The sequence below is a fragment of the Alteripontixanthobacter muriae genome (assembly GCF_013336795.1).
Classification (GTDB): Bacteria; Pseudomonadota; Alphaproteobacteria; order Sphingomonadales; family Sphingomonadaceae; genus Pseudopontixanthobacter; species Pseudopontixanthobacter muriae.
The window spans coordinates 85,021-109,518 of the sequence record NZ_JAAFZT010000035.1; the positions used below are offsets into that span (position 1 = coordinate 85,021).

The following is a 24,498-nucleotide window of genomic DNA, read 5'->3' on the forward strand; positions in this document are numbered from 1 at the left end:
ACCCCCGGGCATTCCGCGAACCCCACCCCTCATGCCCGGCAATGCAGAGTGCCGGCTTCCATCCGAAAACCCCTAGTCGCGATATTCCTGCAGGACGCAGCCATAGCCCTCGCGATAGGTCGCAGTATCGCTCTTCAGCAGGGGGAAGCTGGCGGTAACGCTTTTGGACGCCAGATCTTCTGAAAGCGAGATCGCTTCCATTCCGGCGATGCGGTCCTTCTCGCAATCCTCGATATCGCGCCCCGCGACGAATCGGCATGAACAACCCACCCGCGCTGCGTATGCCGTGCCTGCACCGGTGTAGCCCTGAATGGGCGCGCGGTAATAATATGCAGCGCCCGCCCCGATCACGCCGATCAACAGGACGATCCACCACCACCGGCCAGAAGATCGCCCCCCTGAACCGCGCGGGGCAGGCGCGGTGCCGCGGCGCTGGCGACCGCCCGAGGCGGGCCGTTTCTGTTTTGTCGTTGCCAAGCGGGAAACCTCCATGCCAGTGACGCGCCATGACGCTGCGGCCCGCCCCCCTTATCGCCTGCCTTGCCCTGCTGCCAAGCCTCGGCGCGTGCAGCGATGAAGTGGCAGCGCCCGAACCGTTGTCGAGCATGGCACTGGCCGCCGTAAGCGAAGATCCGGGCGCGCCGACGGAGCAACTCGCCCGCGCGGTCGACGATCTTTTCATCGACGAGGATCGGCTCGGCGATACGCGAGCGCTGGTGGTGATGCACGAGGGCGAGGTTGCGGCAGAACGGTATGGCCCGGATTACGGGCCGGAAACCCGCTTCGTCAGCTGGTCGATGGCGAAGACCATCACGGCGGTGATGATCGGGATGCTGGTCGCCGACGGGCGGCTGAACCTGGATCGCACCCCGCCGATACCGCGCTGGCAGCGCCCCGGCGATCCGCGCAGCGACATTACCCTGCGCCAGTTGCTGCAGATGCGATCGGGCCTGCGGCACACGGAAGCGGGCAACCCGCCCTACGAATCCTCCGAAGTGCGGATGCTGTTCCTGGACGGCCGCGACGATATGGCCGAATGGGCGGAAAGCCAGCCGCTCGAAGCCGAGCCGGGGCGCGCCTTCGAATATTCGAGCAACACCACGGTCATTCTGGCCGACATCGCCGCCCGCGTCCTGACGCAGAGCGACGATCCCGAGGTGCGGCGACAAGCGGTTTCCTCATACCTGCATGCGCGCCTGTTCGACCCGCTGGGCATGGACTCGATGGTGCCGGAATTCGATGCCAGCGGCACGCTGATTGGCGGCAGTCTGATCCACGGCAATGCGCGCGACTGGGCGAAGTTCGGCGAATTCCTGCGCCACGGGGGCTCTCATCGCGGCGCGCAACTGGTGCCGCGCAAGTGGGTGGAACTCATGACCAGCCCCAGCCCGCGCAGCCCGCATTATGGCGGGCAGACCTGGCTCAACCGCGAAACGGGCGAAAGTGAGCACCCCCTGTTTCCCGATCGCGCGCCCGATTCGATGTTCGCGGCTATCGGCCATATGGGCCAATATGTGCTGGTCTCGCCGGATCAGCGGCTGACAGTGGTGCGCCTCGGCCATTCCGACGATGCCCAGCGCCCGCCCATGCTGCAGGAACTGGCCGACATCATGGAACTCTACCCCAGCCGCTAAGGCCGCTTTATTCGGGCAGGCGGAACTGCCCTTCGACCACCGTCACGCAGGAGCCCGTCAGCACGGCCCGGTCTTCCTCAAGCCGGCACAAAGCATCTCCGCCCCGGCGCGAGGCCTGATGCGCGGTAAATTCCGCCCTGCCCAGTCGATCCGCCCAGAAGGGCGTCAGCGTTGCGTGGGCAGACCCCGTGAAGCTGTCCTCGTCCGCGCCGCCTCCCGGTACGAAGACCCGGCTGACAACATCAGTGTCCCTGCCTGGCGCGGTGCAGATGAACTGATTGTCGCCCAGCAATCCCAGACCGCGAATGTCCGGATCGAGCGCCCGGACGGCGGCCTCGTTCTCGAAAAAAAAGATGTCGTAACCATCCGCATTGCGCCAGATTTCCTGAGGAGTGGCGCCGAGCAGTTTGGCCGCCTCGTCCCACTCGCCCTGCACCGTAGGGATCGCGGGCAGTGCAAGTTCGTAGCCCGTGTCGCCCCGCCGCACCTCGAGAACTCCGGCCTTGCGCGTGCTGAACCGGACTTTGTCCCCGCCATCGCGGGTGAGCAGGGCGTACCCGCTCGCCATGGTTGCATGGCCGCACAGGCGCACTTCTTCCGTGGGCGTAAACCAGCGCAGCTTCCAATCCGCCGCATCGGTCCCGTCGCGGGTGACGAAAGCGGTTTCGGCGAAATTGTTCTCCGCTGCAATCGCCTGCAATGTCGCGTCGGGCAGCCATTCATCCAGCGGCATGACGGCGGCCTGATTGCCGGTGAAAGGCAGGGGCGAGCCCGTATTGCCTGTGCAGGTGAAGGCATCGACATGCCAGTAATCGAGAGTCACGGCGCGCATCCTCAGCTTCCCTTTTCCAGCGATTCGAACAGATTTTCCTCCACCAGCGGATCGTCGGGCTTATCGACATGGCCTTCGGGGTCGATGTGGATCAACAGTTCCATGCCGGGGAAATGCCGGCACAAGTCGCGTTCCACGTCTTCGAGGATATCGTGCGCCTCCTGCACCGTCATTCCAGCCGGCATGTCGACGTGAAACTGCACGAAATCATGCGCTCCGCTGGTGCGCGTGCGTAGATCGTGCAGATTGCTGAGCTGCGGGTGCGTGGCCGCAATCTCGACGAAGCGCTGGCGCTTGTCTTCGGGCCATTCGCGGTCCATCAGATGGTCCACCGCTTCCAGCCCCGCGCGCCACGCGCCCCAGGCCAGCCAGGCGGCGATGGCGAGGCCGATGACCGGGTCCGCCGCGCCCAGCCCGAGATATTGATCGAGCACCAGCGCAGCGATGACCGCCGCGTTGAGCAGCAGGTCGGACTGGTAATGCACATTGTCGGCCTTGATCGCGACCGATCCGGTGCGGGCGATCACGTGGCGCTGCCAGGCGATAAGCGCAAGAGTCGCGACAATCGCGGCGACGGAGACGGCGATGCCCTCTTCTGCCGCCGCCGTGCGTCCTCCGCCCACCAATTGCACGGCGGAACGCCAAGCGATGGCAACGGCCGACACGCCGATCAGCATTACCTGGAACATGGCGGACAAGGCCTCCGCCTTGCCGTGGCCGAAGCGATGTTCCCGGTCCGCCGGTTGCGCGGCGATCCAGACGCCTGCCAGCGTCGCGATACTGGCGACGAGGTCCAGACCCGTATCGGCGAGGCTGCCGAGCATCGCGGCGCTGCCCGTGCGCCATGTCGCCCAGCCCTTCAGCACCGCCAGGAACAGCGCCGTGGCGATGGAGGCATAGGCAGCGCTGCGGGTCAGCGCGGCATCGGATGAGTGCGTGCTCACGGGTACAGCAGCGTATCTGCCCAGCCCGTTTCACCCGGTCGGCGCGTGAACAGGCGCCGATCGTGGAGGCGATTGGGGCGGTCGAGCCAGAACTCCATTCGGTCGGGTCTCAGGGTAAAGCCCGTCCAGTGATCGGGACGCGGCACATCCCCTTCGGGAAAGCGGGCGGCGAGTTCCTCGATCCGGGCGAGATAGGTCGCACGGGTCGGCAAGGGGCGCGACTGGTCGGATGCGGCTGAACCGATCTGCGAATCGCGGCCGCGGGAATGGAAATAGGCGTCCGCCCGTTCGGCACTGACTTCCTGCAACGGCCCTTCGATGCGGATCTGACGGCGCAGGCTCTTCCAATGAAACAGCAGAGCGGCATGGCCATTGGCGCGGATCTCGGTGCCCTTGCGGCTCTGCGCATTGGTGTAGAAGGTAAAGCCCTCTTCCGGCGCATGCTCCTTCAACAGCACCATGCGTACGGACGGGATGCCGTCAGGCGTGGCGGTCGCCAGGGCCATCGCATTGGGATCGTTGGGTTCGCTGTCCTGTGCCTCTGCGAACCAAAGGTCGAACAAGCGGAAGGGATCGCCGTCCTGATCGCTGACGCCGGGTATAGCGCTGGTTGCCAGATCGTCCGCCATGCGAAGGCTCCTGTTCCGACCATATCCGGTCGCTGCCGATAGTGAGCCGGCCCTAGCTTCAATGGCGGCGGGAGGAAAGTGCACCGCGCCATTGCGGCACGCTTGCGCTGCCGCGGTGCATTACCTAGCTGTCACACCATGGCCGACCCCTATCAGACACTTGGTATAACCCGTTCCGCATCCGAGAAGGATATCAAGAGCGCCTATCGCAAGCTGGCGAAGGAATTGCACCCCGACCGCAACAAGGACAATCCGCAGGCATCGGAGAAGTTCAGCAAGGTGACGAACGCCTACGATCTGCTGTCCGATGCCAAGAAGCGCGCCCAGTTCGACCGGGGCGAGATCGACGGCGAAGGCAATCCGACCAGCCCCTTCGGCGGCGGAATGGGCGGCGGCTTCGGCGGTATGGGCGGCGGCCGGTCGGCAGGCGGGCCACAAGGCGGCTTCCGGCCCGAGGATTTTCAGGGCTTCGGCGGGGCGGGCGAGCCCGATCTCGGCGATATTTTCGAAGGCCTGTTCGGCGGGCGTGCAGGCGGGGCACCGGGCGGTATGGGCGGCGGCTTTCAGGGCCGCAGACCGCCCCCGCCGCAGAAAGGCGCCGACATCCAGTATCGGCTGCGCGTTCCCTTTGTCGATGCGGCGACCCGCGCCGACCAGCGGATAACGCTGTCGGACGGCAAGACGATCGACCTCAAACTGCCCGCCGGCGTTGAGGACGGAACCCAGATGCGGCTGAAGGGCAAGGGACAACCAGGCCCCGGCGGCGCTGGCGATGGGTTGGTTACGATCAACATCGACCCGCATCCCTTCTATCGGCGCGAAGGCGACAATGTGGAACTGGACCTGCCGATCACCCTGGACGAGGCGGTGAACGGCGCGAAGGTGCGCGTTCCCACCGTGGACGGGCCGGTCATGATGACTCTGGCGCCCGGCACCAGCGGCGGCAAGGTTCTGCGCCTCAAGGGCAAGGGCTTCACGACAAAGGCGGGCGGCCGGGGCGACCAGCGCGTCACGCTGCAGATCGAACTGCCCGGCGATACCGCAGAACTTGCAAAGCGGCTGGAAGGCTGGAAAGACGGCAGCAACCCACGCAGCGGCTTGGGAGTCTGAAGGGAAAGTCTGACGGAGGTCCGACGTTCCGCGACCAGTTTCCCAACCAGCGCACCACGCAGACGGGGTAGGTTTGGCCGAAAGCACGATTGTCCCGCCGGAAGAACGCCTTCCCGAAGACCTCACGCCCGAGGCCCGGCGCCAGCAGGCGCTGCGGCACCGGGTCACGCGCAAGGTCGGGCCGGGGAGCCGGACGTGGGAAGTGCTACGCCGGGTCGCGATCGGCACGTATAACGACGGTTTCATTCACGCGGGCAATCTCGCCTATATGGCGCTGCTGGCGATCTTCCCCTTCTTCATCACCGGTGCGGCGATCTTTTCCGTTTTTGGCGAAGAAAGCGAACGCGCGGCGACGATCAACGCCATTCTCCTCGCACTGCCGCCCGTTGTTGCCGACGTGATCGAACCCGTTGCCCTCGATGTGATCAACGCCCGCAGCGGGTGGCTGCTCTGGATCGGCGGCGCGGTGGGGCTCTGGACGGTATCGAGCCTTGTCGAAACCATACGCGACATCCTGCGCCGGGCTTACGGCACTCTGGCGACGCTGGCGTTCTGGCGGTATCGGCTGTTGTCCTTCGGTATCATCCTGGCCGCAGTGATCATCCTGATGCTGTCGCTGATCGCCCAAGTGGTGATCGGTGCCGTTCAGGAGGTAATCTCTGCATACCTGCCCAATCTCGTCAGTGCAGCCACGCAGTTGCAACTGACGCGGATCGTGCCCGCGCTGGGCCTGTTCGGTTCGATCTACCTGCTGTTCTACACCTTGACGCCTCACGGCTATCGCGACCGCGCCTATCCCAAATGGCCGGGTGCACTGGCGGTGACCGTCTGGTGGGTGGTCGTTACCATGGCCCTGCCGCCGGTTCTGCGCAGCTTCTTCACGCTCGACCTGACCTACGGCAGCATGGCCGGGATCATGATCGCGCTTTTCTTTTTCTGGCTGGTCGGGCTAGGGGTCGTCGTCGGCGCGGAACTGAACGCGGCCCTGGCGGAAACGCCTGAAGAAATGGACGTTATCGGCCAGGCGGACGAACGGCGCCGGCAGGACAAGGCGATGGAGGAAGGCGCGGGATGAACGGTCTGATGCACGGCAAGAGAGGCCTCATCATGGGTCTCGCCAACGACAAGTCGCTCGCCTGGGGCATTGCGAAGAAGCTGTCGGAGCATGGTGCCGAACTCGCCTTTTCCTATCAGGGCGACGCCCTGAAGAAGCGGGTCGAACCGCTGGCCGCTCAGCTTGGCAGCGACTTCGTTTTCGAATGCGACGTGTCCGACATGGCGGCGCTGGACACCGCTTTCGACACATTGAAGAGCCGCTGGGAAACGCTCGATTTCGTGGTCCACGCCATCGGATTTTCCGACAAGAGCGAATTGCGCGGCCATTATCTCGATACCAGCCTCGACAATTTCCTGATGACGATGAACATTTCCGCCTACAGCCTCGTTGCCGTGACCAAGCGCGCGGTGGAAATGATGCCGGAAAGCGGCGGCTCGATAATCACCCTGACCTATTACGGCGCGGAAAAGGTCATTCCTCACTACAACGTGATGGGCGTGGCGAAGGCGGCGCTGGAGTCGAGTGTTCAATATCTCGCCAACGATCTTGGGCCGCGCAACATACGGGTGAATGCGCTCAGCGCCGGGCCGGTCAAGACGCTGGCCGCCAGCGGCATCGGCGATTTCCGCTACATCCTGAAATGGAACGAGCTGAACGCACCGCTGCGCCGCAACATCACCATAGACGATGTCGGCGGTGCAGGCCTTTATCTTCTGTCCGACCTGTCGTCAGGCGTTACCGGCGAAGTTCATCATGTCGACGCAGGATACCATCTTGTCGGCATGAAACAGGAAGATGCGCCAGATATCGGCTTGACTTGAGCGCCGTCACCTTTTCCAAACAAAAAGACAAGCGGCTCTCTGTAGCTTTCAGTTGATGCATACAGAAGGCCCTGAAACGGTACGCAAATCACCGGTGGCCAATTTGTTGTATTAACGGCTATTCGATCGAAGAGCTTAAGGCAACAGAATACAGTTCGGCGAGATAGATCGCGAACTTGCTCCTTATTGTAAAGAGCGGGCGTTTACAGGTTTACCTACTCGGGTTAACTACAGTGCTGACTGTCCGCATAAAGAACGCCGTACGTGGTCCACCGCTCTTTGGCTAACGTTTAATTTGGGGTAGTCATCATAGAACTTCGAAAAGTAAGAGCAGGATTGGCTGTACTCTTGTCGTCCTGGCCGTCAAATCGTCTATTTAGAAAATAATTAAAGCCTATCTACAGAAGCATCTCACAAGTATTTACGTCGGGAAGTAAATGGCATCTTTACTATGCATCGAAATATGCACTCTTTCTGCTCTGCCGAAATTAACCCGCCTGCGGCTTCTGCTTGCTTGTCCGAGCGTCGGCAATCAAGGCCGCAAAATAGCGAATAGTCTTTTCCAGGCCTTGCTCAAGCTGAATCTGCGGTTCCCAGTTGAGCACCTTTCTTGCAAGTGCGATATCAGGACACCGTTGAGTTGGATCATCGGAAGGGAGCGGGTGAAAACTAAGTTTCGACCTATTGCCTGTCGCTCTGACGACCTTTTCTGCCAAATCTAATATTGTAAATTCATGCGGATTGCCGATGTTGATCGGCCCTGTAACCTCGTCGGGTGTATCCATTAGCCGAATCAATCCTTCGATAAGATCGTCGACATAGCAAAAGCTGCGAGTCTGAGAACCGTCTCCATAGATGGTGATTTCCTCGCCTTGTAGCGCCTGAACAATAAAGTTCGATACTACGCGGCCGTCTTCTGGGTGCATGCGCGGGCCGTACGTGTTGAAAATCCTCATGACTTTTATCTTGACATCGTTTTGACGATGATAGTCAAAGAACAACGTCTCGGCACATCGTTTACCCTCATCATAGCAGCTACGTACACCAATGGGATTTACATTACCCCAGTAGCATTCGTTTTGAGGATGCATGGCGGGGTCGCCGTAAACTTCTGAGGTGCTCGCCTGCAGGATCTTAGCCCCCGTGCGCTTCGCAAGACCTAGCAATTAATGGCACCATGGACGCTTGTTTTCGTGGTCTGCACGGGATCATACTGATAATGAACTCGGCCATCTCAACATGCTGGAACTGGCGCGGCATTGTGAGGTCGGCCACATGGTCTATGCCAGTTCGTCATCGGTCTATGGCGCCAATACCTCCATGCCCTTTTCGGTGGAGGACCGGGTGGATCACCCGCTCTCGCTTTATGCCGCGACCAAGAAAGCGGATGAATTGATGAGCGAGTCCTACGCGCATCTCTATCGCCTTCCGCTCACCGGCATGCGGTTCTTTACCGTCTATGGCCCATGGGGCAGGCCGGACATGATGCTCTGGAAATTCACCCGCGCAATCCCTGGCGGCGACGTCGTTCCTATCTTCAACGGCGGCGACATGTACCACGATTTCACCTATATCGATGACATCATCAGCGGCATCGTTGCGTGCCTGGACAATCCGCCGGCCGATGATGGAATCGCCAAGCCGGGCGGCAGCATGAAGCCGCATGCCATCTACAATATCGGCAACAACCGCAGCGAGCATCTGATGCGCGTCGTGGAATTGCTGGAGGATGCCTGTGGCCGCAAGGCCAACACGGAATTTCTGCCGATGTAGGCGGGCGACGTGCCCAAGACCTTTGCCGACATCGACGCGATCAGCGACAATCTCGGATACAGACCCGCCGTTTCAATCGAGCAGGGCGTGCCTGAATTCGTGCGCTGGTACCGCGATTATCACGGGGTCTGACTGAGGCCTGCTTCAACTTGCCAGCCGCAAGTCACCTGCGGCCGCTTCTCCGTCCACATCCGGCCAGATGCCGCGGGTGTCATAGACCAGTGCGCGGCTGCGTTCTTCGGCGGGAATCACGCGGAACAGATCGTGGTCTACCAGCACGATGAGGATGCCGCATTCCTCAAGAGCAGTGTCGATGTCGACCAGCGCTGCGCCGGTGTCCTCGAATTCTCTCGGCAGTCTTTCAGCATAAGGTTCGACAATGGCGATCCGCTCGCCGAAGCGGCGGGCCAGGGTTGCCGCAACCAGCCGCGCGGGACTTTCGCGAAAATCGTCGATATTCGCCTTGAAGGCGAGGCCCAGGCAGCCGACCTTCAGGCCCGGGTTGTCGCCGACCAGACGCGTCGCATGCTCGATCACATGCCGCATCTTGGCATCGTTTACGGCCCTTCCGGTGCGGATCAGCGGCGATTGTTCGGGCGCGCCGTGGATAATGAAATAAGGATCCACGGCGATGCAATGGCCTCCCACACCGGGCCCGGGCTGCAGGATATTCACACGCGGATGGCGATTGGCGAGGCGGATTACCTCCCAGACATCCAGCCCCATGGTGTCAGAAATCATCGAAAGCTCGTTCGCGAAAGCGATGTTCACATCGCGGTACGCGTTTTCGACCAGCTTGCACATCTCCGCGCTCCGTGCGTCGGTGGTCACACAGGTGCCGCGAACGAAGCGCTTGTAGAAGGCCAGGGCCTTGCGCGCGCAGCGGGGGGTGATGCCGCCGATGGAGCGGTCGTTATTCGCCAGTTCCTCGAGGATACGTCCAGGCAGCACGCGTTCGGGGCAATAGGCGATGGCCACGTCCGGCGTGCCGACGGCAAGCCCCGGCATGCCCAGATCGGGACGCAACGCGGCAATCCGGTCGCGCATCTTGTCCGTTGTCCCAACCGGGCAGGTCGATTCGAGGATGATCGTGTCACCCTTCTTCACAACGATCGCCAGATCGTCGGCGGCGCTCATGACATAGGACAGGTCGGGCGTGTGATCGCCATCCTTCACGAAGGGAGTCGGCACCGCAATGACGAAGACATCGGCAGCCTGCACTTCGTTGCTGGCCTTGAGCAAACCGCGCTGCACTACGCCGTGGACCAGCCCGTCCAGATCCACTTCCTCGATATGGATTTCGCCGCGATTGATGGTATCCACCACCTGCTGCGACACATCGACCCCGATGACACGACAATTGGCCCGTGCGATGATCGCCGCAGTCGGCAGCCCGATATAGCCAAGGCCGATCACGCAGACCTCAGGTTTGCTCTCGCCGCGCATTCGCTTTTCCCGTTTCATTCAGTCAGTGCCGATCGCCATAGCGCGGTGCCGGTAAAGATTGCAGTAACGATCTCGGTTCAGCGGGCCAGCACGTCGACGATCCGCGGCACGGCCTTGCCATCGCCGAAAGGATTATGCGCCCGGGCCATGGCCGCATAAGCGTGCCGATCCTCGAGCAGGCGGCGGGTTTCGGCGACGATGCGATGCCGGTCCGTGCCCACCAGCCGCGCCGTTCCGGCCTCCACACCTTCCGGCCTTTCGGTGGTTTCGCGCATGACCAGGACTGGCTTGCCCAGTGCCGGCGCTTCTTCCTGCACGCCGCCGCTGTCGGTCAGCATCAAGGTAGAGATATCGAGCAGGCGGGCAAAATGCAGGTAGTCCAGCGGCTCCATCAGCGCGACATTGTCCAGACCGCCGAGCTCGCTGTCCATGATTTTCCGGACATTGGGATTCAAATGCAGAGGGAAGATGATCGCAACGTCTTCCAACTGCGCGATGTCGCGAATGGCGGCGGCAATTGACGCCATGCCTTCGCCAAAATTCTCGCGTCTGTGACTGGTCACCCCGATTATGCGACGCCCTTCGAAGCGCTGCTCCACCGGCGCAAGTCCCGCCGCCAAGCTCGGTTGATCGGCAATGCGACTACTGATCCAGTGCAGCGCATCGATCACGGTATTGCCGGTGACGTGAATGGCACCGGGTTCCACATTCTCCCGCCTGAGAGCGGCGGCGGCGGTTTCCGTCGGAGCGAAATGCCACCGTGCGAAACTGCCGACGATCTTGCGATTCACTTCTTCCGGCCAGGGGTGGTGAATATTGCCGCTGCGCAGCCCCGCCTCGACATGCGCGACGGGGATCTTGCGGTAATAGGCCGCCAGTGCGCCGCACATGGCGGTTGCCGTGTCGCCCTGGACCACAACTATATCAGGCTTCTCGGCATCCAGCACCGATCCGATGCCGGTGAGCAGCCCCGACGTGAGCGCGTCCAATGACTGGTTGGGCTTCATCAGGTCGAGATCGTGATCGGGGCGCAGCTCCGCAATTTCCAGCACCTGGTCCAGCATGCCGCGATGCTGGCCCGACACGCAGATTCGCGCATCAAACCGGGCGTCGGCCGCGAGTGCGTGGCACAGCGGAAACATCTTGATGGCTTCGGGACGGGTCCCGAAAATACTGAGAACTTTGCGCAGCACGGTCATTCTGCGTGCCTTACCTGACGCCGGTTAACAGGCACGAAGGCGGCCAGAGAGCGAGCAGCGTCAGCCCTGCGGCGGCACGACAAGGCTGCCTTCAGGTGCAGCAGCGTCCGGCAGTTCGGCCTCGCGCTCGGCCTCCAGGCGCTGCATATATTCGCGCTCGATCTGTTCGACCCGCTCCTGTTCCGCTGCAGCTTCGGCATCGATGGTCGACAGGCGTTCGGCACGGGCGGCCGCGATCAGCTGTCCGAAACGGACGGATTGAGCCGTTTCCTTCTCGCCATAGGCGCGGCGGATTAGTTCCTGCGTGCAGCCGGTGAAACCGCCCGCGCCCGCGGTCGAACAGGACAGCGTACCGAAGTCGCCGATCATCTCCAGCCGTTCGACCCGCTGCGCCCAGCTTTCGTTCGCTGGATCGTCGCTGAAGCGCAGATTTTCCGGAATGCGGAAGCGGTCAGCCTCGGGCAGGCGGGCGACCACGACAATCTCCTCACCGACAGCGGCGGGCACTTCGTCATCGCCATAGACGATCACCATACGGTATTGCTCCTCGCCCGTACCCACGACACCATCCGCTGCGGCCTGCGCCATGACAGGCGCGGAGAAACCGAGAGTGGCGGCGAACAGGGCGGCGGAAATCAGGCTTTTCATGGCGATACTCGTTTCTGGACTCGTTTCTGGCGTTCGGCTGGTCTGCAACAGGCAATTCCTGCGCTGAACCATATATGAAGCGTGCGGAACGCGCCGGTGTTCCGGATCGAACGGTTTATGTGCTGGCAGCGGCAGTCGATCAGATCCGCTCCGCCAGGCGAATGGCGGCGCGGCAGCCAAGGCGAATGGCGCCGGACAGGAGCGGATAGCCCAAGGCCTTTTCCGCCCCATGCGCCAGAGCCGTGTCGCGATGCTGGCGTTCGTCTTCGCGGAAATCCTCGATCATGTCGGAAAGTTCGGGGTCGGCGCTGTCGGTGCAGACGCCATGCATCTCAAGTTCGTCGAGCTGGTCGGAATAATGACGGTCGATCTCCTCCTCCACCGCGGCGGTGCAGGCCATCGCCGCTTCCGGCCCCAGCAGGGCCGTTACCGCTCCGAGCGTGTATCCGGCAGCGGACCAGAATGGTTGCAGGATGGTCGGGCGAACCCCGCGCCGGGTCATCAACGCATTGAATTCGGCATTATGCCGGTCCTCCTCGCGCGCCATGGCGGTAATCTCCGCCGAATGCGACGCACGGTCGCCCATGACGGCAAGCTGTCCCGCATAGATGCGCGTGGCACCATACTCGCCCGCCTGATCGACGCGGATCATCCGACCGACATCGATGCCCCTGTGGATGCCGGCACGCGCACGTGCCGCTGCAGCGCCGGCATGTTCGTTGACCGAGGTGGCGTTTGGGCCAGAGGTGGCGATGAGCCTGACAGGCAGATCTGTAGTTGCAGCAATGTCACTCATAAGCCCGGCACCTTACGCCTTGCCAGCAGCCACAATATCCAGAGGCCGCCGAATGTGGAGAGCAGAAAGTTCAGCCCCGCCAGCGAAATGCCCAGAATGGTCCAGGGTGCCATGTCGCAGCGAATCAGCGGTGCATTCATGATCGCTTCGAGCGCATCACCGCCCGCAGCGCCAGCGGGTCCGGTGCAGGCGGTGATTCCTTCCCACCAGCCATATTCCACGCCGGCATGAAATCCGCCGATGGCTCCCGATAGGACAATGGCGATGCCTGCGAAGGCAACCCACAGGCGCGGCGGAGCAGCCACCAGCGACACGAAAGCAAGGCCGAGTGCCGCGAAATGCGGATAACGCTGCCACCAGCACATCTCGCAAGGTGGAAGACCGAAGCCATATTGCGCGACATAGGCTCCGCCCAGTGCCAGCGCCGGAATACCGAAGGCTAACCTGCGGGCGAGAAGGGCCGAGGGTGTGTCGATCATGGCGCGCCTCCCTCGATGCTTACTGGCGGCGGGCGACCGAATTGGGTGCCGTGCGGCGCAGGGTCTGCAAGGCGTAATGCAGCTGGAAATCCTCGATACCCTGCTCTTTCAGCTCTTCCGCCGTCTGCTGGAAGCGCGGGTCGGCAATAGCGTCCTGCTCCAGCGCTTCGTCCTTCAATCCGGCTTCATTCACGAGATGCCCGCGCAGATCGGATTCGCGCAGGCGGAACTTGGCGCGGCGGGCGAGATCGGGATCGGAAATCTGCGGAACGGCGATGTCGGGCTTGATGCCGCCTTCCTGCACCGAATGGCCCGAGGGCGTGAAGTAACGCGCCGTCGTCAGCTTCAGCGCACTGTCGCGCGTGAGCGGCAGCAGCGTCTGTACGCTGCCCTTGCCGAAGCTGCGATCGCCCATGATCACTGCGCGGCGATGGTCCTGCAAGGCACCGGCGACGATTTCGGAAGCGCTGGCCGACCCCGCATCGATCAGCACGATCATCGGCACGCCCTCGGCGATTTCGCCCCGGAAGACGCTTTCCGCATCATACATGATGGTTTCGCCGCGCGCGCGGCCGCGCTGCGACACGATTTGCCCATCGTCGAGGAACAGGTCGGACAAGGCCACAGCCTCGTCGAGCGAACCGCCGGGGTTCGAGCGCAGGTCGAGGATCAGGCCGTTCATGCGCCCGGTCGCCTCCGCCTGCATGCTTTCCCAGGCGGCGAACACGTCGCTGCCGACGTCGCGGGAGAATTCATTGACGGTGATGACGCCCAGATTGCCCGGCATCAACTCATGCGTCACCGGCTCCAGCTCGATCACGCCCCGCGTGACATTCACGTCGAAGGGTTCTTCGCGTCCGGTGCGGAATATGGTCAGGCGGATGTCGGTGCCCGCCTTGCCGCGCATCCGGGCGACCGCATCGTCGAGATCGCCGCCATAGATGAGTTCGCCATCCAGATGGGTGATGTAATCGCCAGCTTTCAGGCCCGCACGGTCGGCGGGGCTGCCGCGGAAAGGCGAAATGACCTTCACCGCGCCATCTTCCATGATGACGGACAGCCCAAGGCCCGAATAATTGCCGTCGATCATCGTTTCCAGCCGCTCAAGATCCGATCCGTCGAGATAGGCGGAATGCGGATCAAGGCTGGCGAGCATACCGTCGATGGCACCGCGAATCAGCTTCTCGTCATCGACCTGTTCGACATAGCTGGACTTGATCCGCTGATAGGTGGCGAACAGCTTGGAAAACTCGGGGCCGGCACGGCCGTCCACCTGCGCCATGCCGGCGGTCGTAGCGGGGATAAGTGCCACGGCAGTGACAAGTGCGGCGGAACGGGCGAGAGCGGCGAAATTCATGGAGCGAGGCAGCCTTTCAGATCAGGACCAAGCCTATAACGAAGCAGGCCTGAATACCAGATGAGGATCGACGGCCCGCTTGCAAGAGCAGGGCGGGCCTTCCATCACGCGAATCACTCCAGATAGGTGAGCGGATTGACCGGCGTCCCGCTCCGCCGGAGTTCCAGAGTAACGACCGGATTGCGCGCGGTCGCCGTGCCGAGCGATGCGCCTCCGACCAAGGTCTCACCCACCGTTACATCCGTACGGGCGAGACCGGTGACGAGGCTGGTCCAACCTCCGGCATGTTCGAGAATGACGATATTGTCATAGCCGCTATACGGCCCCGCAAAGGCGACCCTGCCCGCAGCAGGTGCCACGATCTGCGCCCCGCCGGCCGGTGCCAGCGAGACCCCGCGGCGCGGCGCACCCGCTTCACCTATGGAGCCGAAACCCGCAATCGTCCTGCCCTGCACCGGCAGTTGAAAACCGCGCGGCGGGGCAAACGCAGCAGGCGGCGGAGCGACGTCAGCTCCGGCGGAAGCTGCCGTCACGACTTCTGAAGCTTCAGGTCGGACCGGGCGTATGATCGGCCCCGGCAAGGCGGCCAAGTCCCGCCGCAAAGTACCCGCAGCGTCCAATTGCCCCACGAGCGCGTTCAGGTCGCGCGCCTCTTCCGCCAGCGCCAGCGCCCTTTCCTCTTCCCTATCCGCATTGCCTACGGCTTGCCGCGAAGCGAGGCGCTGGCGCGTTTCCAGCGTGGCGAGTTCCCGCCGCCGTTCGCCCAGCGCCTGTTCCTGAGCGCGCAAACCCGCCACCGCCCGGCGACCTTCGGCTGCCAACCGTTCACTGCGGGCAATTTCTGCGCGCAAAGCTGCGGTGCGTTGTCGCACCTGCGGGATCGTCGTTTCCAGCATCGCTCGCAGATAGACGGTGTCCTGCAGCGATCCGGGCTGCAGCGCGGACAGGGCCAGGGGTCTCCGTGCCAGTTTCTGCAACGCAGCCGTCAACCGCACCAACGGCTTCTGCCGCTTTGCAAGCCTTTCGCCCAGCACGCGGCGTTCCGCATCGGTCAAGGCGAGCCTCGCGGTGCCGATAGCAACGCCTGCTTCTGCCTCCTGGATGTTGGCGGCGAGCGCTGCGGCCTCGTTCGCGGTGCGCTCTGCCGCCATGGTGGTAGAGCGCGCCCTGCGGTCGAGCAAAGCGCCTCTTTGGCGGGCGGTTGCCGCCGCTGTCCGGGCGCGGTTCAGCGCCTCGCGGATTTCCTGCGCATCACCCGAACTCGCGGTTCCATAGCGTGTGCTTGCCTGTGCCAGAACCTGCGAACCGGCGAAACCGATGGCCGCTGTGCCGAACAGCGCCGCCGCCACGAGCGCTGCCGCAGCGGCCCTGCGGCCCGAGAGCCAGGGCCAGGGACGCAAGCTACGCACGATGATAGGGGTGTCCGGCGATGATAGTCGTCGCCCGGTATAACTGCTCCAGCAGCATGGCCCGGGCCAGGAGATGCGGCCATGTCGCGGCTCCGAAGGACAGGACAAGGTCCGCTTCGGCACGCTCGGCACTGGAGAACCCGTCGGCCGCGCCAAGATTGAATCGTGCTTCCCGAATGCCACTGTCACGCCAATCGCCCAGGATTGCCGCGAAATCTTCCGATCCCAGCGCCTTGCCGCGTTCGTCCAGAACCACGTTGCGCACTGGCGATGACGCTTCGGGCAAACGGCCGCCGCTCTCGGGCAATTCTGTCAGCCGCAGCGGCCAGGCGATGCGCTTTTCATAGCGCGCGACCAGTTCCCCTTCGGGCGAACGGGCGATCTTTCCCCTGGCGATGACATGCAGCAGCACGCCGATGCTCCCTTCCCGCGCTACGCGAAGTCGCTCAACTTTCGCCGACCGGCGGCGCGTCGCCAAAGGCCCACATGCGTTCCAGATTGTAGAAGCTGCGGACTTCCGGTCGGAACAGGTGGATGACGACATCGCCCGCATCGACCAGAACCCAGTCGGCGGCAGGCAGGCCTTCGAGCCGGATCGGACCGTAGCCTGCCTTCTTGAGGTTTTCGGCCAGCTTCTGCGCCATGGACGCGACTTGCCGGGTCGAGCGGCCGGAACCGATCACCATGAAATCGGCGATCGAGCTTTTGCCTTCGAGCGGAATGGATACGACATCCTGCGCCTGGTCGTCATCGAGCTGGTCGAGGACGAGCTTGTGCAGGGTGGCTTTTTCCTCGGCGCTCATGCGCGTCGGCGCGCGGCCGTGGCGGCTGGCGGCCTGTCCCGCAGGCGCAGCGTCGGAGAAATGCGAGCCGGTTTCGCCGGGCGCTTTGCCGGATTCGGGGCCGCTCTTGTCGGATGGGGTGTTCGCCTGGTTCATCGGCGGTCGATTTTCTCCTGGGGTCACGTCGGCGCGCCGGCAGCTGCCGGGTCGCCTGTAATGGGAATGAGACGCCGGGTCACGGCATCGCGAAGCAAGGTAATGTCGGATGGCGACCGGCGCATCGCCCAATCGGGATCGGCGCGGCGCAGGGCCGTTGCCGAACGAGGATCGGGATCGAAACGCATTAAAATCAGAGCCGGTGTGCCCCATCCGCCCGCTTGTCTGAAACTGGCGGGCGACACGCGATAGCGCCGCAGCCATGCCATCGCCGGGCTTGCGATCGCCGCGACATCATAGCCGGGCCGGGCAATTACCGCAATCGGCATCGTGCGGGCGATCTCGCGCCAATCCTTCCAGAGGTGGAACTGCGCCAGATTGTCGGCGCCCATCAACCAGACGAAGTCCCGCTTCGGCCAGCGGCGGGTGAGGGTGTGCAAAGTGTCCACAGTGTAGCGGGTGCCCAGTTCGCGCTCCACGGCGGTAACGCGTATCGGCATTCGCCGGGCATGAGCCTGCGCCGATCTAACCCTGGCGTGCAGCGACGCCATGCCTTTTTTCGGCTTCAGCGGGTTGCCGGGGCTGACCATCCACCAGACTTCGTCGAGCCCCAGTTCCGCCATGGCAAAGCGGGTGATGCGCCGGTGCCCGCCATGCGCGGGGTTGAAGCTGCCGCCCAGCAATCCTGTCAGTCTCGCCGCCACCCTGGTTCAGTTCTTCGGTCGTTCGCCGGCCATGGCACCCTTGCGATACTCGCCCTGCCGATCAATCATCCAGCCGGGATATGTCGAGACCGGCGGTGCCGCAGCATTCAGCCGTTCCATGTCTTCCTCAGACAGTTCGACGGAAATTGCGCCGAGATTGTCTTTCAGCTGCTCGGGCTTGCGCGCGCCGACGATGACGCTGCTGACGAACGGCTTGGCCAGCAACCATGCAAGGGCGATCTGCGGGACGGACGCACTCTTCTCACGCGCGATAGCCTGCATCACCTCGACCGCGTCATATCCCTTTTCCTTGTCGATCGGCGGGAAATCGAACTCCTTGCGGCGGCCTTCTTCCGTGCCATCGCGGGTGTATTTGCCGGACAGGAAGCCACCTGCAAGCGGGCTCCAGACCATCAGGCCAACGCCCTCGCTCTCCAGCATGGGCACGATCTCCCGTTCGAGGTCGCGCCCGGCCAGCGAATAATAGGCCTGCAGCGATGCGAATCGTTCCAGGCGCTGCCTTTCGGACAAGCCCAGCGCCTTGGCGATCTGCCACGCTGCCCAGTTCGACACGCCGATGTAACGCACCTTGCCCGAACGCACGATGTCGTCGAGCGTGCGCAGGGTCTCCTCCATCGGAGTCGCCGGATCCCAGCCGTGGATCTGGTATAGGTCGATATACTCGAGCTGAAGCCGTTTCAGGCTGGCATCCACCTGATTCATCAGATGATGGCGCGAGGCACCCCGGTCGTTAATGCCGTCTCCCATGGGCCCGAGCGCCTTGGTCGCCAGCACCACATCGTGCCGCGCAATGCCGCAATCCTTCAGCGCCTGTCCGGTAATCCGCTCGGAAAGTCCGTTGGAATAGACGTTGGCGGTGTCGATGAAATTGACGCCGGAATCGAGCGCTGATTTGACGAGCGCGTTCGATTCCGACTGGTCGAGAGTGCCAATCGCAGTCCACATCCCTTCCCCGCCGAAGGTCATCGTGCCGAGGCAGAGTTCCGAAACGAACAGGCCAGTATGACCGAGGCGATTATAGCGCATTGTCAAAAATCCTTGCTGGAGAAAGTAAGGTGTAGCGCATAATCGCACAGCCGTCTGCCGACCCAACTGGTGGCGCAAAAATCCCTTCTAAACCGCTTTCCCAGCCTTCGGTTCCCGAAGATTCAGATTAAGTTCCGTTAATCTTCTTCACCTCACCCCGTTGCTGCCTCCACTCACCCCTGAATCGGTCCTCGAGATTCGATTCAGGAATGAACCTTTGTTAGCGCGCCGGTCAGAAAACAACGACGGGAACTTGGGTCGTCTTGAACATCATGAACAATACGCGCGGTGCAAGCCGCCGATTTCTGCGCCTGTTTCCTGACCGTGAGTTCATCATGCGGTCACAAGGACAGGTCCGATTCATCAGGCTTTCCTCGCGCCTCCAGATCGGTGCCGCGAGCGCCGTGCTGCTGGCGCTCCTGCTGTGGCTTGGAGCGCTTGGCGCGATGGCCTGGTCGCAGCACCGCGCCGAAGCGGACCGCACCATGCTGCTGTCCCGCGCTGCCGCAGCCGCGACCGCGCAGGAGAGCGTCGACGCCTATCGCGATGACATCGACGCCGTGGCGAGCGATCTTGCCCGTCGCCAGCAGTTCATCGAGGACATGGTCGACAGCCTGCCTGCAGATCTGAAGGAAGACGAAGCGCTCGCCGCCAGCGAAGGCCTCGAAGAGAGTGGCAAGGCCGCGCAGACAGCGGCGAAGATCAGCGCTGTCCTGCCGGAAACGGCGATGCTGGCCCGCATAGAAGCGCGGCAAGTTGATTTCGTCAATCGCCTGACCGCTTATGCCGACCGCCGGTCGCAGCGGGCATCTTCCGCCATTCGGCAGCTCGGTCTTGACCCCGACGCCATCCTGCGCAGCGAACGCAAGGCAGGCATGGGTGGTCCGCTTGAATCGGCAGGTCTCGATCCGCGTTTCGAGAAACTCGGCCTGTCGGTCGAGCGAATGGCGGCGCTGGAACGCGGCCTTCAATCCATTCCGCAGGCGATGCCCGCAAGCATGGACGCAATCTCGTCCGGCTTCGGCTTCCGCCGCGACCCGTTCAACGGCAGCGGCGCGATGCATAGCGGCCTCGACTTTCGCGGCCCTACGGGCGCGCCCATCTATGCAGCAGCCAAGGGGCGAATCAGCTTCATCGGCCTGAAATCGGGATACGGTAAAGTTGTCGAGGTCACGCATGGCAACGGCCTGATGACGCGTTACGCCCACATGTCGCGTTTCAATGCGCGTCCCGGTCAGACGGTCGAGGCCGGCGAGATCATCGGTGCCATCGGCAGCACCGGCCGCTCCACCGGCCCGCATCTGCATTTCGAAGTTCGTATCAATGGCCGCGCAGTCGACCCGCGCCCCTTCCTGGAAGCTGCACCCGATGTTCTCGAAAAAGCCCGTGGCAATTGACATGACGAGATCGCAGTCAAAGCATGCGCATCGCCCGGCTTCGTCCTTTTCGATCATCGGCAGCGACGTGACCATCACCGGCGATATCGCTGCGAGCGCCGATTTGCATATCGACGGGACAGTGCGCGGCGACATAAGCTGCACCGCTTTGGTTCAGGGTGAAGACAGCGAAATCCATGGCGCGATCAAGGCCGAAACGGCCCGCCTTGCAGGCCGCATCGCGGGTTCCATATCGGCCCGCAATCTGGTCGTCCTGCGCAGCGCACGGATCGAGGGTGATGTGCGTTACGAGGCGCTGACCATCGAGGAAGGCGCTACAGTAGATGGTCTGTTTGCGCGAACAGATATGATCGTAGCCGCTGGGATTACTGCACAGAACGAGGACGAGCCGAAGCTGACGCTGGCAGGCTAGAAGAAATTGCGACCGGTATGCCGGTCGCTTAGAGTTCCTGTTCCCTCAAAGCCTTGCGATCGAGCTTGCCAATCATGGTTTTCGGCAATTCCGACCGGATAGCCACGCCTTTTACGCGTTCATGCTTGCCGATCCGCCCGTTCAGCCATTCCGCCAGTGCTTCCTCACTGGCTTCCGCGTCAGCTTGCAAGGTGACGAAAGCCTTGGGCATCTCCCCGCGGTAATCATCAGGAACGCCAATCACCAGCGCCTCCTTCACCGCAGGGTTTTCGACCAGCACGTCCTCGATCTGGCTTGGGAAAACCTTGAACCCGCCGACGGAGATCATGTCCTTGGTACGATCGACGATCCTGGCGAAGCCCTGTTCATCGATGGTGGCAACATCGCCAGTGCGCAGCCATTCCTCGCCGTCGATCTCGACAAAGGCGCTCGCCTGCATGTCGGGGCGGTTCCAGTAGCCTTTCATCACTTGCGGGCCGCGGATCACGATTTCGCCGGGTTCACCTGACGGTGCCGGCTTTGTGGCGTCTTCCTTGTCGCGCAGGCGAAGCCGGGTCTGCATTAGCGGCTGCCCGATGGTTCCGGGCTTGCGCAGTCCTTCATAGGGATTGACGGAAACGACGCCCGAACTTTCGGTCAATCCGTAGCCTTCCACCAGCCGTGCGCCGCTCACTTCTTCGAAGCGGTCGCGTACCGGCGCGGGCAGAGGCGCACCGCCGGAAATGCAGATCAGCAGCGAAGAAAAATCCGTCTTGGTAATGCGCGGATTGTCGAGCAGCGCCTGATACATCGTGGGCACGCCGGGGAAAGCCGTCGGGCGGACGCGGTCGATAGTCTTCAGCGCCTGCTTGGCATCGAAACGCGGCAGCATGGCGATGCAGCCGCCCTTCAGGACCGTCCGGTTCAAGACGCAGGTATTGGCGAAGACATGGAACAGGGGCAGCACGCCCATGATCATGTCGCGTTCTTCGGGGAACGGATCGAGCGCCTGCACCTGCTGCGCGTTGATCGACAGATTGGCATGCGTCAGCATTCCGCCCTTGGGCACGCCGGTCGTCCCGCCGGTATATTGCAGGACGGCGAGGTCCGTTTCCGGATCGATGCTGACGGGCTTCGGGTCGCGGTTCTGGAGGCAATCACCCCACAGTCGCACATCGCCGCGATCAGGAACAGTCGCTGTCTGGCTGCGGCCGAACGCGCGCAAAGCCAGCCCCTTGCTGACCGGGAGCATATCGGCAAGCCGGCCGACCACAAGCCGCTCGAGCGAGGATTTGTCGATCACCTCGATCGCGGTCGGCAACAGGGCAGCGACATCTACCGTGACGAGCAGGCGAGTGCCCGAATCCTCGACCTGGGCGCAAAGTTCGTCAGCGGTGTAGAGCGGCGAGAAGTTCACCACCGTCGCGCCGGCCATCATCGCGCCGTAATAGGTAGAGACATAGATCGGCACGTTCGGCAGGAACAGGCCGACGCGGTCACCTTTGGCAATCCCCATAGCCTGAAGCCCGGATGCGAAATGACGCGCCTCGTTCAGCAGTTGGACGTAGGAATAGCGCCGCCCGAGAAAATCGACGCAATGAGCGTGCGGCGAGCGCGCTGCAGTACGTTCGAGCAGTTCCGGCAGCGCAATTGCCTCGAATTCCGTGTCCCATGGCAGCGGATGCCCGTAATCGGCAGGAGACGGATGTTCAGGGGCCGCAGGTCCGGACGAGGCTGAGCTTACTCTGCTTACATTCATGTAAGTTCAATGCCGGATCAGGCCTTGTGCGGCAAGTGTTTTGCCATGCAGGGGCCGCTGTTGCGACCCCCTGCCGGGAAGGTCAGCCTTCGTCGATTTCGCGATTGCTATCCAGCGCATTCCCGCTCTCGTCAGCATGCGGGTTTTCCGGTTCGGCAGCGCCTTCTGCGCGGCGGCGCTCCAGCCATGCCGCGGCTTCGGCTTTCTGTGCAGCCTCGCCCGCCGCCTTGGTCTGGGCCTCGCGCTCGGCGCGCAGTTCCTGGATCAGGCGTTCCCGGTCGCTGCCGGTATCGATTGCGACGGGGTCTTCCTCGCCATCTTCGGTCTTGATATTCTTCGCCGCCTTGGCGACTACGGCATCCAGTTCGCGCTGCGAGCACAGGCCGAGAGTCACGGGGTCCTTCGCCTGGATGTTCTGGATGTTCCAGTGGCTGCGTTCGCGGATCGCGCCGATGGTGTTGCGGGTCGTGCCGATCAGCTTGCCGATCTGCGCATCCGATACTTCGGGATGGTTGCGCAGGATCCAGGCGATGCCGTCGGGCTTGTCCTGACGCTTGGAAACAGGCGTGTAGCGCGGACCCTTGGTGCGGGTCACCTCGATTGGCGCCTTCTGCATCTTGAGCGTGTAGGAGGCATCCTGCTGACCGCGCTCGATCTCCTCCTGTGTCAGCTCGCCCGAATGTACCGGATCGCGTCCGGTATATTTGCTGCTGGCGAGGTCGTCGGCCATCGCCTGCACTTCCAGGATGTGGAGCCCGCAGAATTCGGCGATCTGGCTAAAGCCGAGTGCGGTGTTGTCGATCAGCCAGGTGGCGGTCGCATGCGGCATCAGGGGGGTGGGTTGCTTGGCCATGATCGTTCTTTCTGCCTGTCGGTCGCGCGGCGGCGAAGGGCTGCCCGAGAGCGCGCTGAAAATATAAGGGCCGCCCCTTGCGGAGCGGCCTGCCGATCAGGATTTACGCTATTGCGCGGATAACGGCAAGGTCTTTACCGCCGCCAGTGAGCGGAGCGTCCGATGCTATCAACCGAGCGAAAGAACGATCTTCCCGATATGCTCGCCCGCCTCCATATAGGCGTGAGCGGCGGCGGCTTCTGCAAGAGGGAAGGTCCGGTCCATCACCGGGGCCAGCGTGCCATCGCCGAACAGCGGCCAGGCATTCTTCGCGATCTCGTCCGCCAGCAGGGTCTTGAACTGCTCGGACCGCGGCCGCAGCGTCGATCCGGTGAGAGACAGGCGCTTCTGCATGACGACCGCCATGTTGATATCCGCCTGCATGCCGCCAAGTACGGCGATGGTCACATGGCGACCATCTTCGGCGAGGCATTGCAGGTTACGTATGACGTAATCGCCCGACACCATGTCGAGCACGAGATCGACGCCGCGCCCGTCGGTCAGCGCCTTCACCTCAGCCACGAAGTCCTGCGTCTTGTAATTGATCGCGTGCGTCGCGCCGATCTCCAGTGCACGGGCGCATTTCTCTTCCGTCCCGCAGGTCACTAGGGTTTTTATCCCGAACTGCCGCGCCAGCATGATCGCCATGGTGCCGATCCCGCTGGTGCCGCCGTGGATCAGCAGGGTCTCCCCTTCACACGCCCAGCCGCGTTCAAAGACATTGTGCCAGACGGTAAACAGCGTTTCGGGAATGGCCGCAGCCTGCTCCATCGTCAGACTGCCCGGCACCGGCAGGCAATGACCGGCGGGAACGAGGCAATATTCGGCATAGCCGCCACCCGGTGTCAGGGCGCAAACCGGCTGGCCCGGCATGAGGCAATCTACATCCGGACCGCGCGCGGCGATGGTGCCGGAAATCTCGAGCCCGAGCAGCGGCGAAGCGCCCGGCGGCGGCGGATAGAGCCCTTTGCGCTGGATGACATCGGGGCGATTCACCCCGGCATATTCGACCTTCACCAGAACTTCCCCGGCAACCGGCCTCGGCACGTCCATTTCGACCAGGTGCAGCACCTCGGCACCGCCCGGCGCATCGTAATGAACCGCGCGCATCCGTTCCGGCACGCGATCCTGTGCTGCGTCGATCATTTTTCGCCCCTGTTGCCCCGATGCCCTGCCTGAGGATTAGCGTCGGCGGCCATTGACAGCAAGCGCGATAGCTTGCGATGCTGCGTTTCC

Annotated in this window: 25 protein-coding genes and 1 pseudogene; 7 read left to right on the top strand and 19 right to left on the bottom strand. The window is 62.8% G+C overall.

Translation table 11 applies throughout. The features are described 5' to 3' along the window. Positions 1-72: 72 nt before the first annotated feature. The gene (locus G7A66_RS10335) at positions 73-477 is read right to left on the bottom strand and encodes a hypothetical protein (protein WP_232366804.1); all 405 of its coding nucleotides are present in this window, start codon (positions 475-477) and stop codon (positions 73-75) included. 29 nt (positions 478-506) lie between these two features. Here G7A66_RS10335 and G7A66_RS10340 point away from each other — a divergent pair, with 29 nt between their 5' ends. After that, entirely contained in the window at positions 507-1,634 is a 1,128-nt protein-coding gene (locus tag G7A66_RS10340) for a serine hydrolase domain-containing protein (protein WP_174295600.1), read from the top strand. 7 nt (positions 1,635-1,641) lie between these two features. Here the strand turns inward: G7A66_RS10340 and G7A66_RS10345 are convergent, their stop codons facing one another. The 3 genes from G7A66_RS10345 to pdxH are packed head-to-tail and all read right to left on the bottom strand — an operon-like array spanning position 1,642 to position 4,039. Continuing rightward, complete coding sequence (locus G7A66_RS10345; RefSeq protein ID WP_174295601.1) at positions 1,642-2,466, bottom strand: PhzF family phenazine biosynthesis protein; 825 nt, start codon at positions 2,464-2,466, stop codon at positions 1,642-1,644. Between the two features lie 2 nt (positions 2,467-2,468). Next, positions 2,469-3,410 carry a cation diffusion facilitator family transporter gene (locus tag G7A66_RS10350; RefSeq protein ID WP_174295602.1) on the bottom strand — a complete coding sequence of 314 codons (942 nt, stop codon included), beginning with the start codon at positions 3,408-3,410 and terminating at the stop codon, positions 2,469-2,471. Next, on the bottom strand, positions 3,407-4,039 hold the full coding sequence (gene pdxH / locus G7A66_RS10355; protein WP_174295603.1) for a pyridoxamine 5'-phosphate oxidase: 633 nt from the start codon (positions 4,037-4,039) through the stop codon (positions 3,407-3,409). The genes G7A66_RS10350 and pdxH overlap by 4 nt, the downstream gene beginning before the upstream one ends. Positions 4,040-4,177: 138 nt before the next feature. Here pdxH and G7A66_RS10360 point away from each other — a divergent pair, with 138 nt between their 5' ends. The 3 genes from G7A66_RS10360 (at position 4,178) to fabI (ending at position 7,027) form a co-directional block, all read left to right on the top strand. Further along, entirely contained in the window at positions 4,178-5,149 is a 972-nt protein-coding gene (locus G7A66_RS10360) for a DnaJ C-terminal domain-containing protein (RefSeq protein WP_174295604.1), read from the top strand. Between the two features lie 73 nt (positions 5,150-5,222). Next, positions 5,223-6,224 carry a YihY/virulence factor BrkB family protein gene (locus G7A66_RS10365; protein ID WP_206675167.1) on the top strand — a complete coding sequence of 334 codons (1,002 nt, stop codon included), beginning with the start codon at positions 5,223-5,225 and terminating at the stop codon, positions 6,222-6,224. Then, a complete protein-coding gene (fabI, locus tag G7A66_RS10370; RefSeq protein ID WP_174295605.1) occupies positions 6,221-7,027 on the top strand; it encodes an enoyl-ACP reductase FabI in 807 nt (268 codons plus the stop codon). The genes G7A66_RS10365 and fabI overlap by 4 nt, the downstream gene beginning before the upstream one ends. A gap of 488 nt (positions 7,028-7,515) precedes the next feature. On the opposite strand, the gene G7A66_RS10375 is transcribed toward fabI, so the two are convergent. Further along, positions 7,516-8,193, bottom strand: coding sequence for an NAD-dependent epimerase/dehydratase family protein (locus G7A66_RS10375; protein ID WP_232366805.1), 678 nt, complete (start codon positions 8,191-8,193; stop codon positions 7,516-7,518). A 52-nt stretch (positions 8,194-8,245) separates the two neighbouring features. Here G7A66_RS10375 and G7A66_RS10380 point away from each other — a divergent pair. Next, positions 8,246-8,932 (top strand): annotated as a pseudogene (locus G7A66_RS10380) (NAD-dependent epimerase/dehydratase family protein); the annotation flags it as partial. A 12-nt stretch (positions 8,933-8,944) separates the two neighbouring features. On the opposite strand, the gene wecC reads toward G7A66_RS10380, so the two are convergent. From wecC to G7A66_RS10435, 11 genes are all read right to left on the bottom strand, one after another. Then, the gene (wecC, locus tag G7A66_RS10385; RefSeq protein WP_174295990.1) at positions 8,945-10,246 is read right to left on the bottom strand and encodes a UDP-N-acetyl-D-mannosamine dehydrogenase; all 1,302 of its coding nucleotides are present in this window, start codon (positions 10,244-10,246) and stop codon (positions 8,945-8,947) included. A 77-nt stretch (positions 10,247-10,323) separates the two neighbouring features. After that, a complete protein-coding gene (gene wecB, locus G7A66_RS10390) occupies positions 10,324-11,445 on the bottom strand; it encodes a non-hydrolyzing UDP-N-acetylglucosamine 2-epimerase (protein WP_174295606.1) in 1,122 nt (373 codons plus the stop codon). 60 nt (positions 11,446-11,505) lie between these two features. Further along, entirely contained in the window at positions 11,506-12,093 is a 588-nt protein-coding gene (locus G7A66_RS10395; RefSeq protein ID WP_174295607.1) for a hypothetical protein, read from the bottom strand. A 139-nt stretch (positions 12,094-12,232) separates the two neighbouring features. After that, positions 12,233-12,745 carry a demethoxyubiquinone hydroxylase family protein gene (locus G7A66_RS10400; RefSeq protein WP_174295991.1) on the bottom strand — a complete coding sequence of 171 codons (513 nt, stop codon included), beginning with the start codon at positions 12,743-12,745 and terminating at the stop codon, positions 12,233-12,235. Between the two features lie 140 nt (positions 12,746-12,885). After that, positions 12,886-13,368, bottom strand: coding sequence for a disulfide bond formation protein B (locus G7A66_RS10405; protein ID WP_174295608.1), 483 nt, complete (start codon positions 13,366-13,368; stop codon positions 12,886-12,888). A gap of 19 nt (positions 13,369-13,387) precedes the next feature. Continuing rightward, positions 13,388-14,725: a S41 family peptidase gene (locus G7A66_RS10410; protein ID WP_174295609.1), complete on the bottom strand. Its 1,338-nt coding sequence runs from the start codon at positions 14,723-14,725 to the stop codon at positions 13,388-13,390. Between the two features lie 113 nt (positions 14,726-14,838). Then, positions 14,839-16,125, bottom strand: a complete 1,287-nt coding sequence (locus G7A66_RS10415; protein WP_174295610.1) for a murein hydrolase activator EnvC family protein — start codon at positions 16,123-16,125, stop codon at positions 14,839-14,841. Position 16,126: 1 nt separating this feature from the next. Then, positions 16,127-16,546 (bottom strand): 23S rRNA (pseudouridine(1915)-N(3))-methyltransferase RlmH, encoded by a 420-nt coding sequence (locus G7A66_RS10420; protein ID WP_174295611.1) that lies wholly within the window; start codon positions 16,544-16,546, stop codon positions 16,127-16,129. Between the two features lie 34 nt (positions 16,547-16,580). After that, positions 16,581-16,937, bottom strand: coding sequence for a ribosome silencing factor (gene rsfS / locus G7A66_RS10425; RefSeq protein ID WP_174295992.1), 357 nt, complete (start codon positions 16,935-16,937; stop codon positions 16,581-16,583). A 158-nt stretch (positions 16,938-17,095) separates the two neighbouring features. Then, entirely contained in the window at positions 17,096-17,776 is a 681-nt protein-coding gene (locus tag G7A66_RS10430) for a nicotinate-nucleotide adenylyltransferase (protein WP_174295612.1), read from the bottom strand. A 6-nt stretch (positions 17,777-17,782) separates the two neighbouring features. Continuing rightward, positions 17,783-18,823 (bottom strand): aldo/keto reductase, encoded by a 1,041-nt coding sequence (locus G7A66_RS10435; protein ID WP_174295613.1) that lies wholly within the window; start codon positions 18,821-18,823, stop codon positions 17,783-17,785. 272 nt (positions 18,824-19,095) lie between these two features. Here G7A66_RS10435 and G7A66_RS10440 point away from each other — a divergent pair, with 272 nt between their 5' ends. Both G7A66_RS10440 and G7A66_RS10445 read left to right on the top strand, forming a co-directional pair. Continuing rightward, complete coding sequence (locus G7A66_RS10440; RefSeq protein ID WP_232366806.1) at positions 19,096-20,220, top strand: M23 family metallopeptidase; 1,125 nt, start codon at positions 19,096-19,098, stop codon at positions 20,218-20,220. Between the two features lies 1 nt (position 20,221). After that, entirely contained in the window at positions 20,222-20,632 is a 411-nt protein-coding gene (locus G7A66_RS10445; RefSeq protein ID WP_174295614.1) for a bactofilin family protein, read from the top strand. Positions 20,633-20,660: 28 nt separating this feature from the next. On the opposite strand, the gene G7A66_RS10450 is transcribed toward G7A66_RS10445, so the two are convergent. The 3 genes from G7A66_RS10450 to G7A66_RS10460 all read right to left on the bottom strand — a co-directional run bounded on the left by G7A66_RS10450 (position 20,661) and on the right by G7A66_RS10460 (position 24,408). Further along, positions 20,661-22,370, bottom strand: a complete 1,710-nt coding sequence (locus G7A66_RS10450; protein WP_174295615.1) for a long-chain-fatty-acid--CoA ligase — start codon at positions 22,368-22,370, stop codon at positions 20,661-20,663. An 82-nt stretch (positions 22,371-22,452) separates the two neighbouring features. Continuing rightward, complete coding sequence (locus tag G7A66_RS10455; RefSeq protein WP_174295616.1) at positions 22,453-23,223, bottom strand: DUF1013 domain-containing protein; 771 nt, start codon at positions 23,221-23,223, stop codon at positions 22,453-22,455. 168 nt (positions 23,224-23,391) lie between these two features. Further along, positions 23,392-24,408, bottom strand: coding sequence for an NAD(P)H-quinone oxidoreductase (locus tag G7A66_RS10460; RefSeq protein WP_232366807.1), 1,017 nt, complete (start codon positions 24,406-24,408; stop codon positions 23,392-23,394). Positions 24,409-24,498 lie beyond the last annotated feature (90 nt).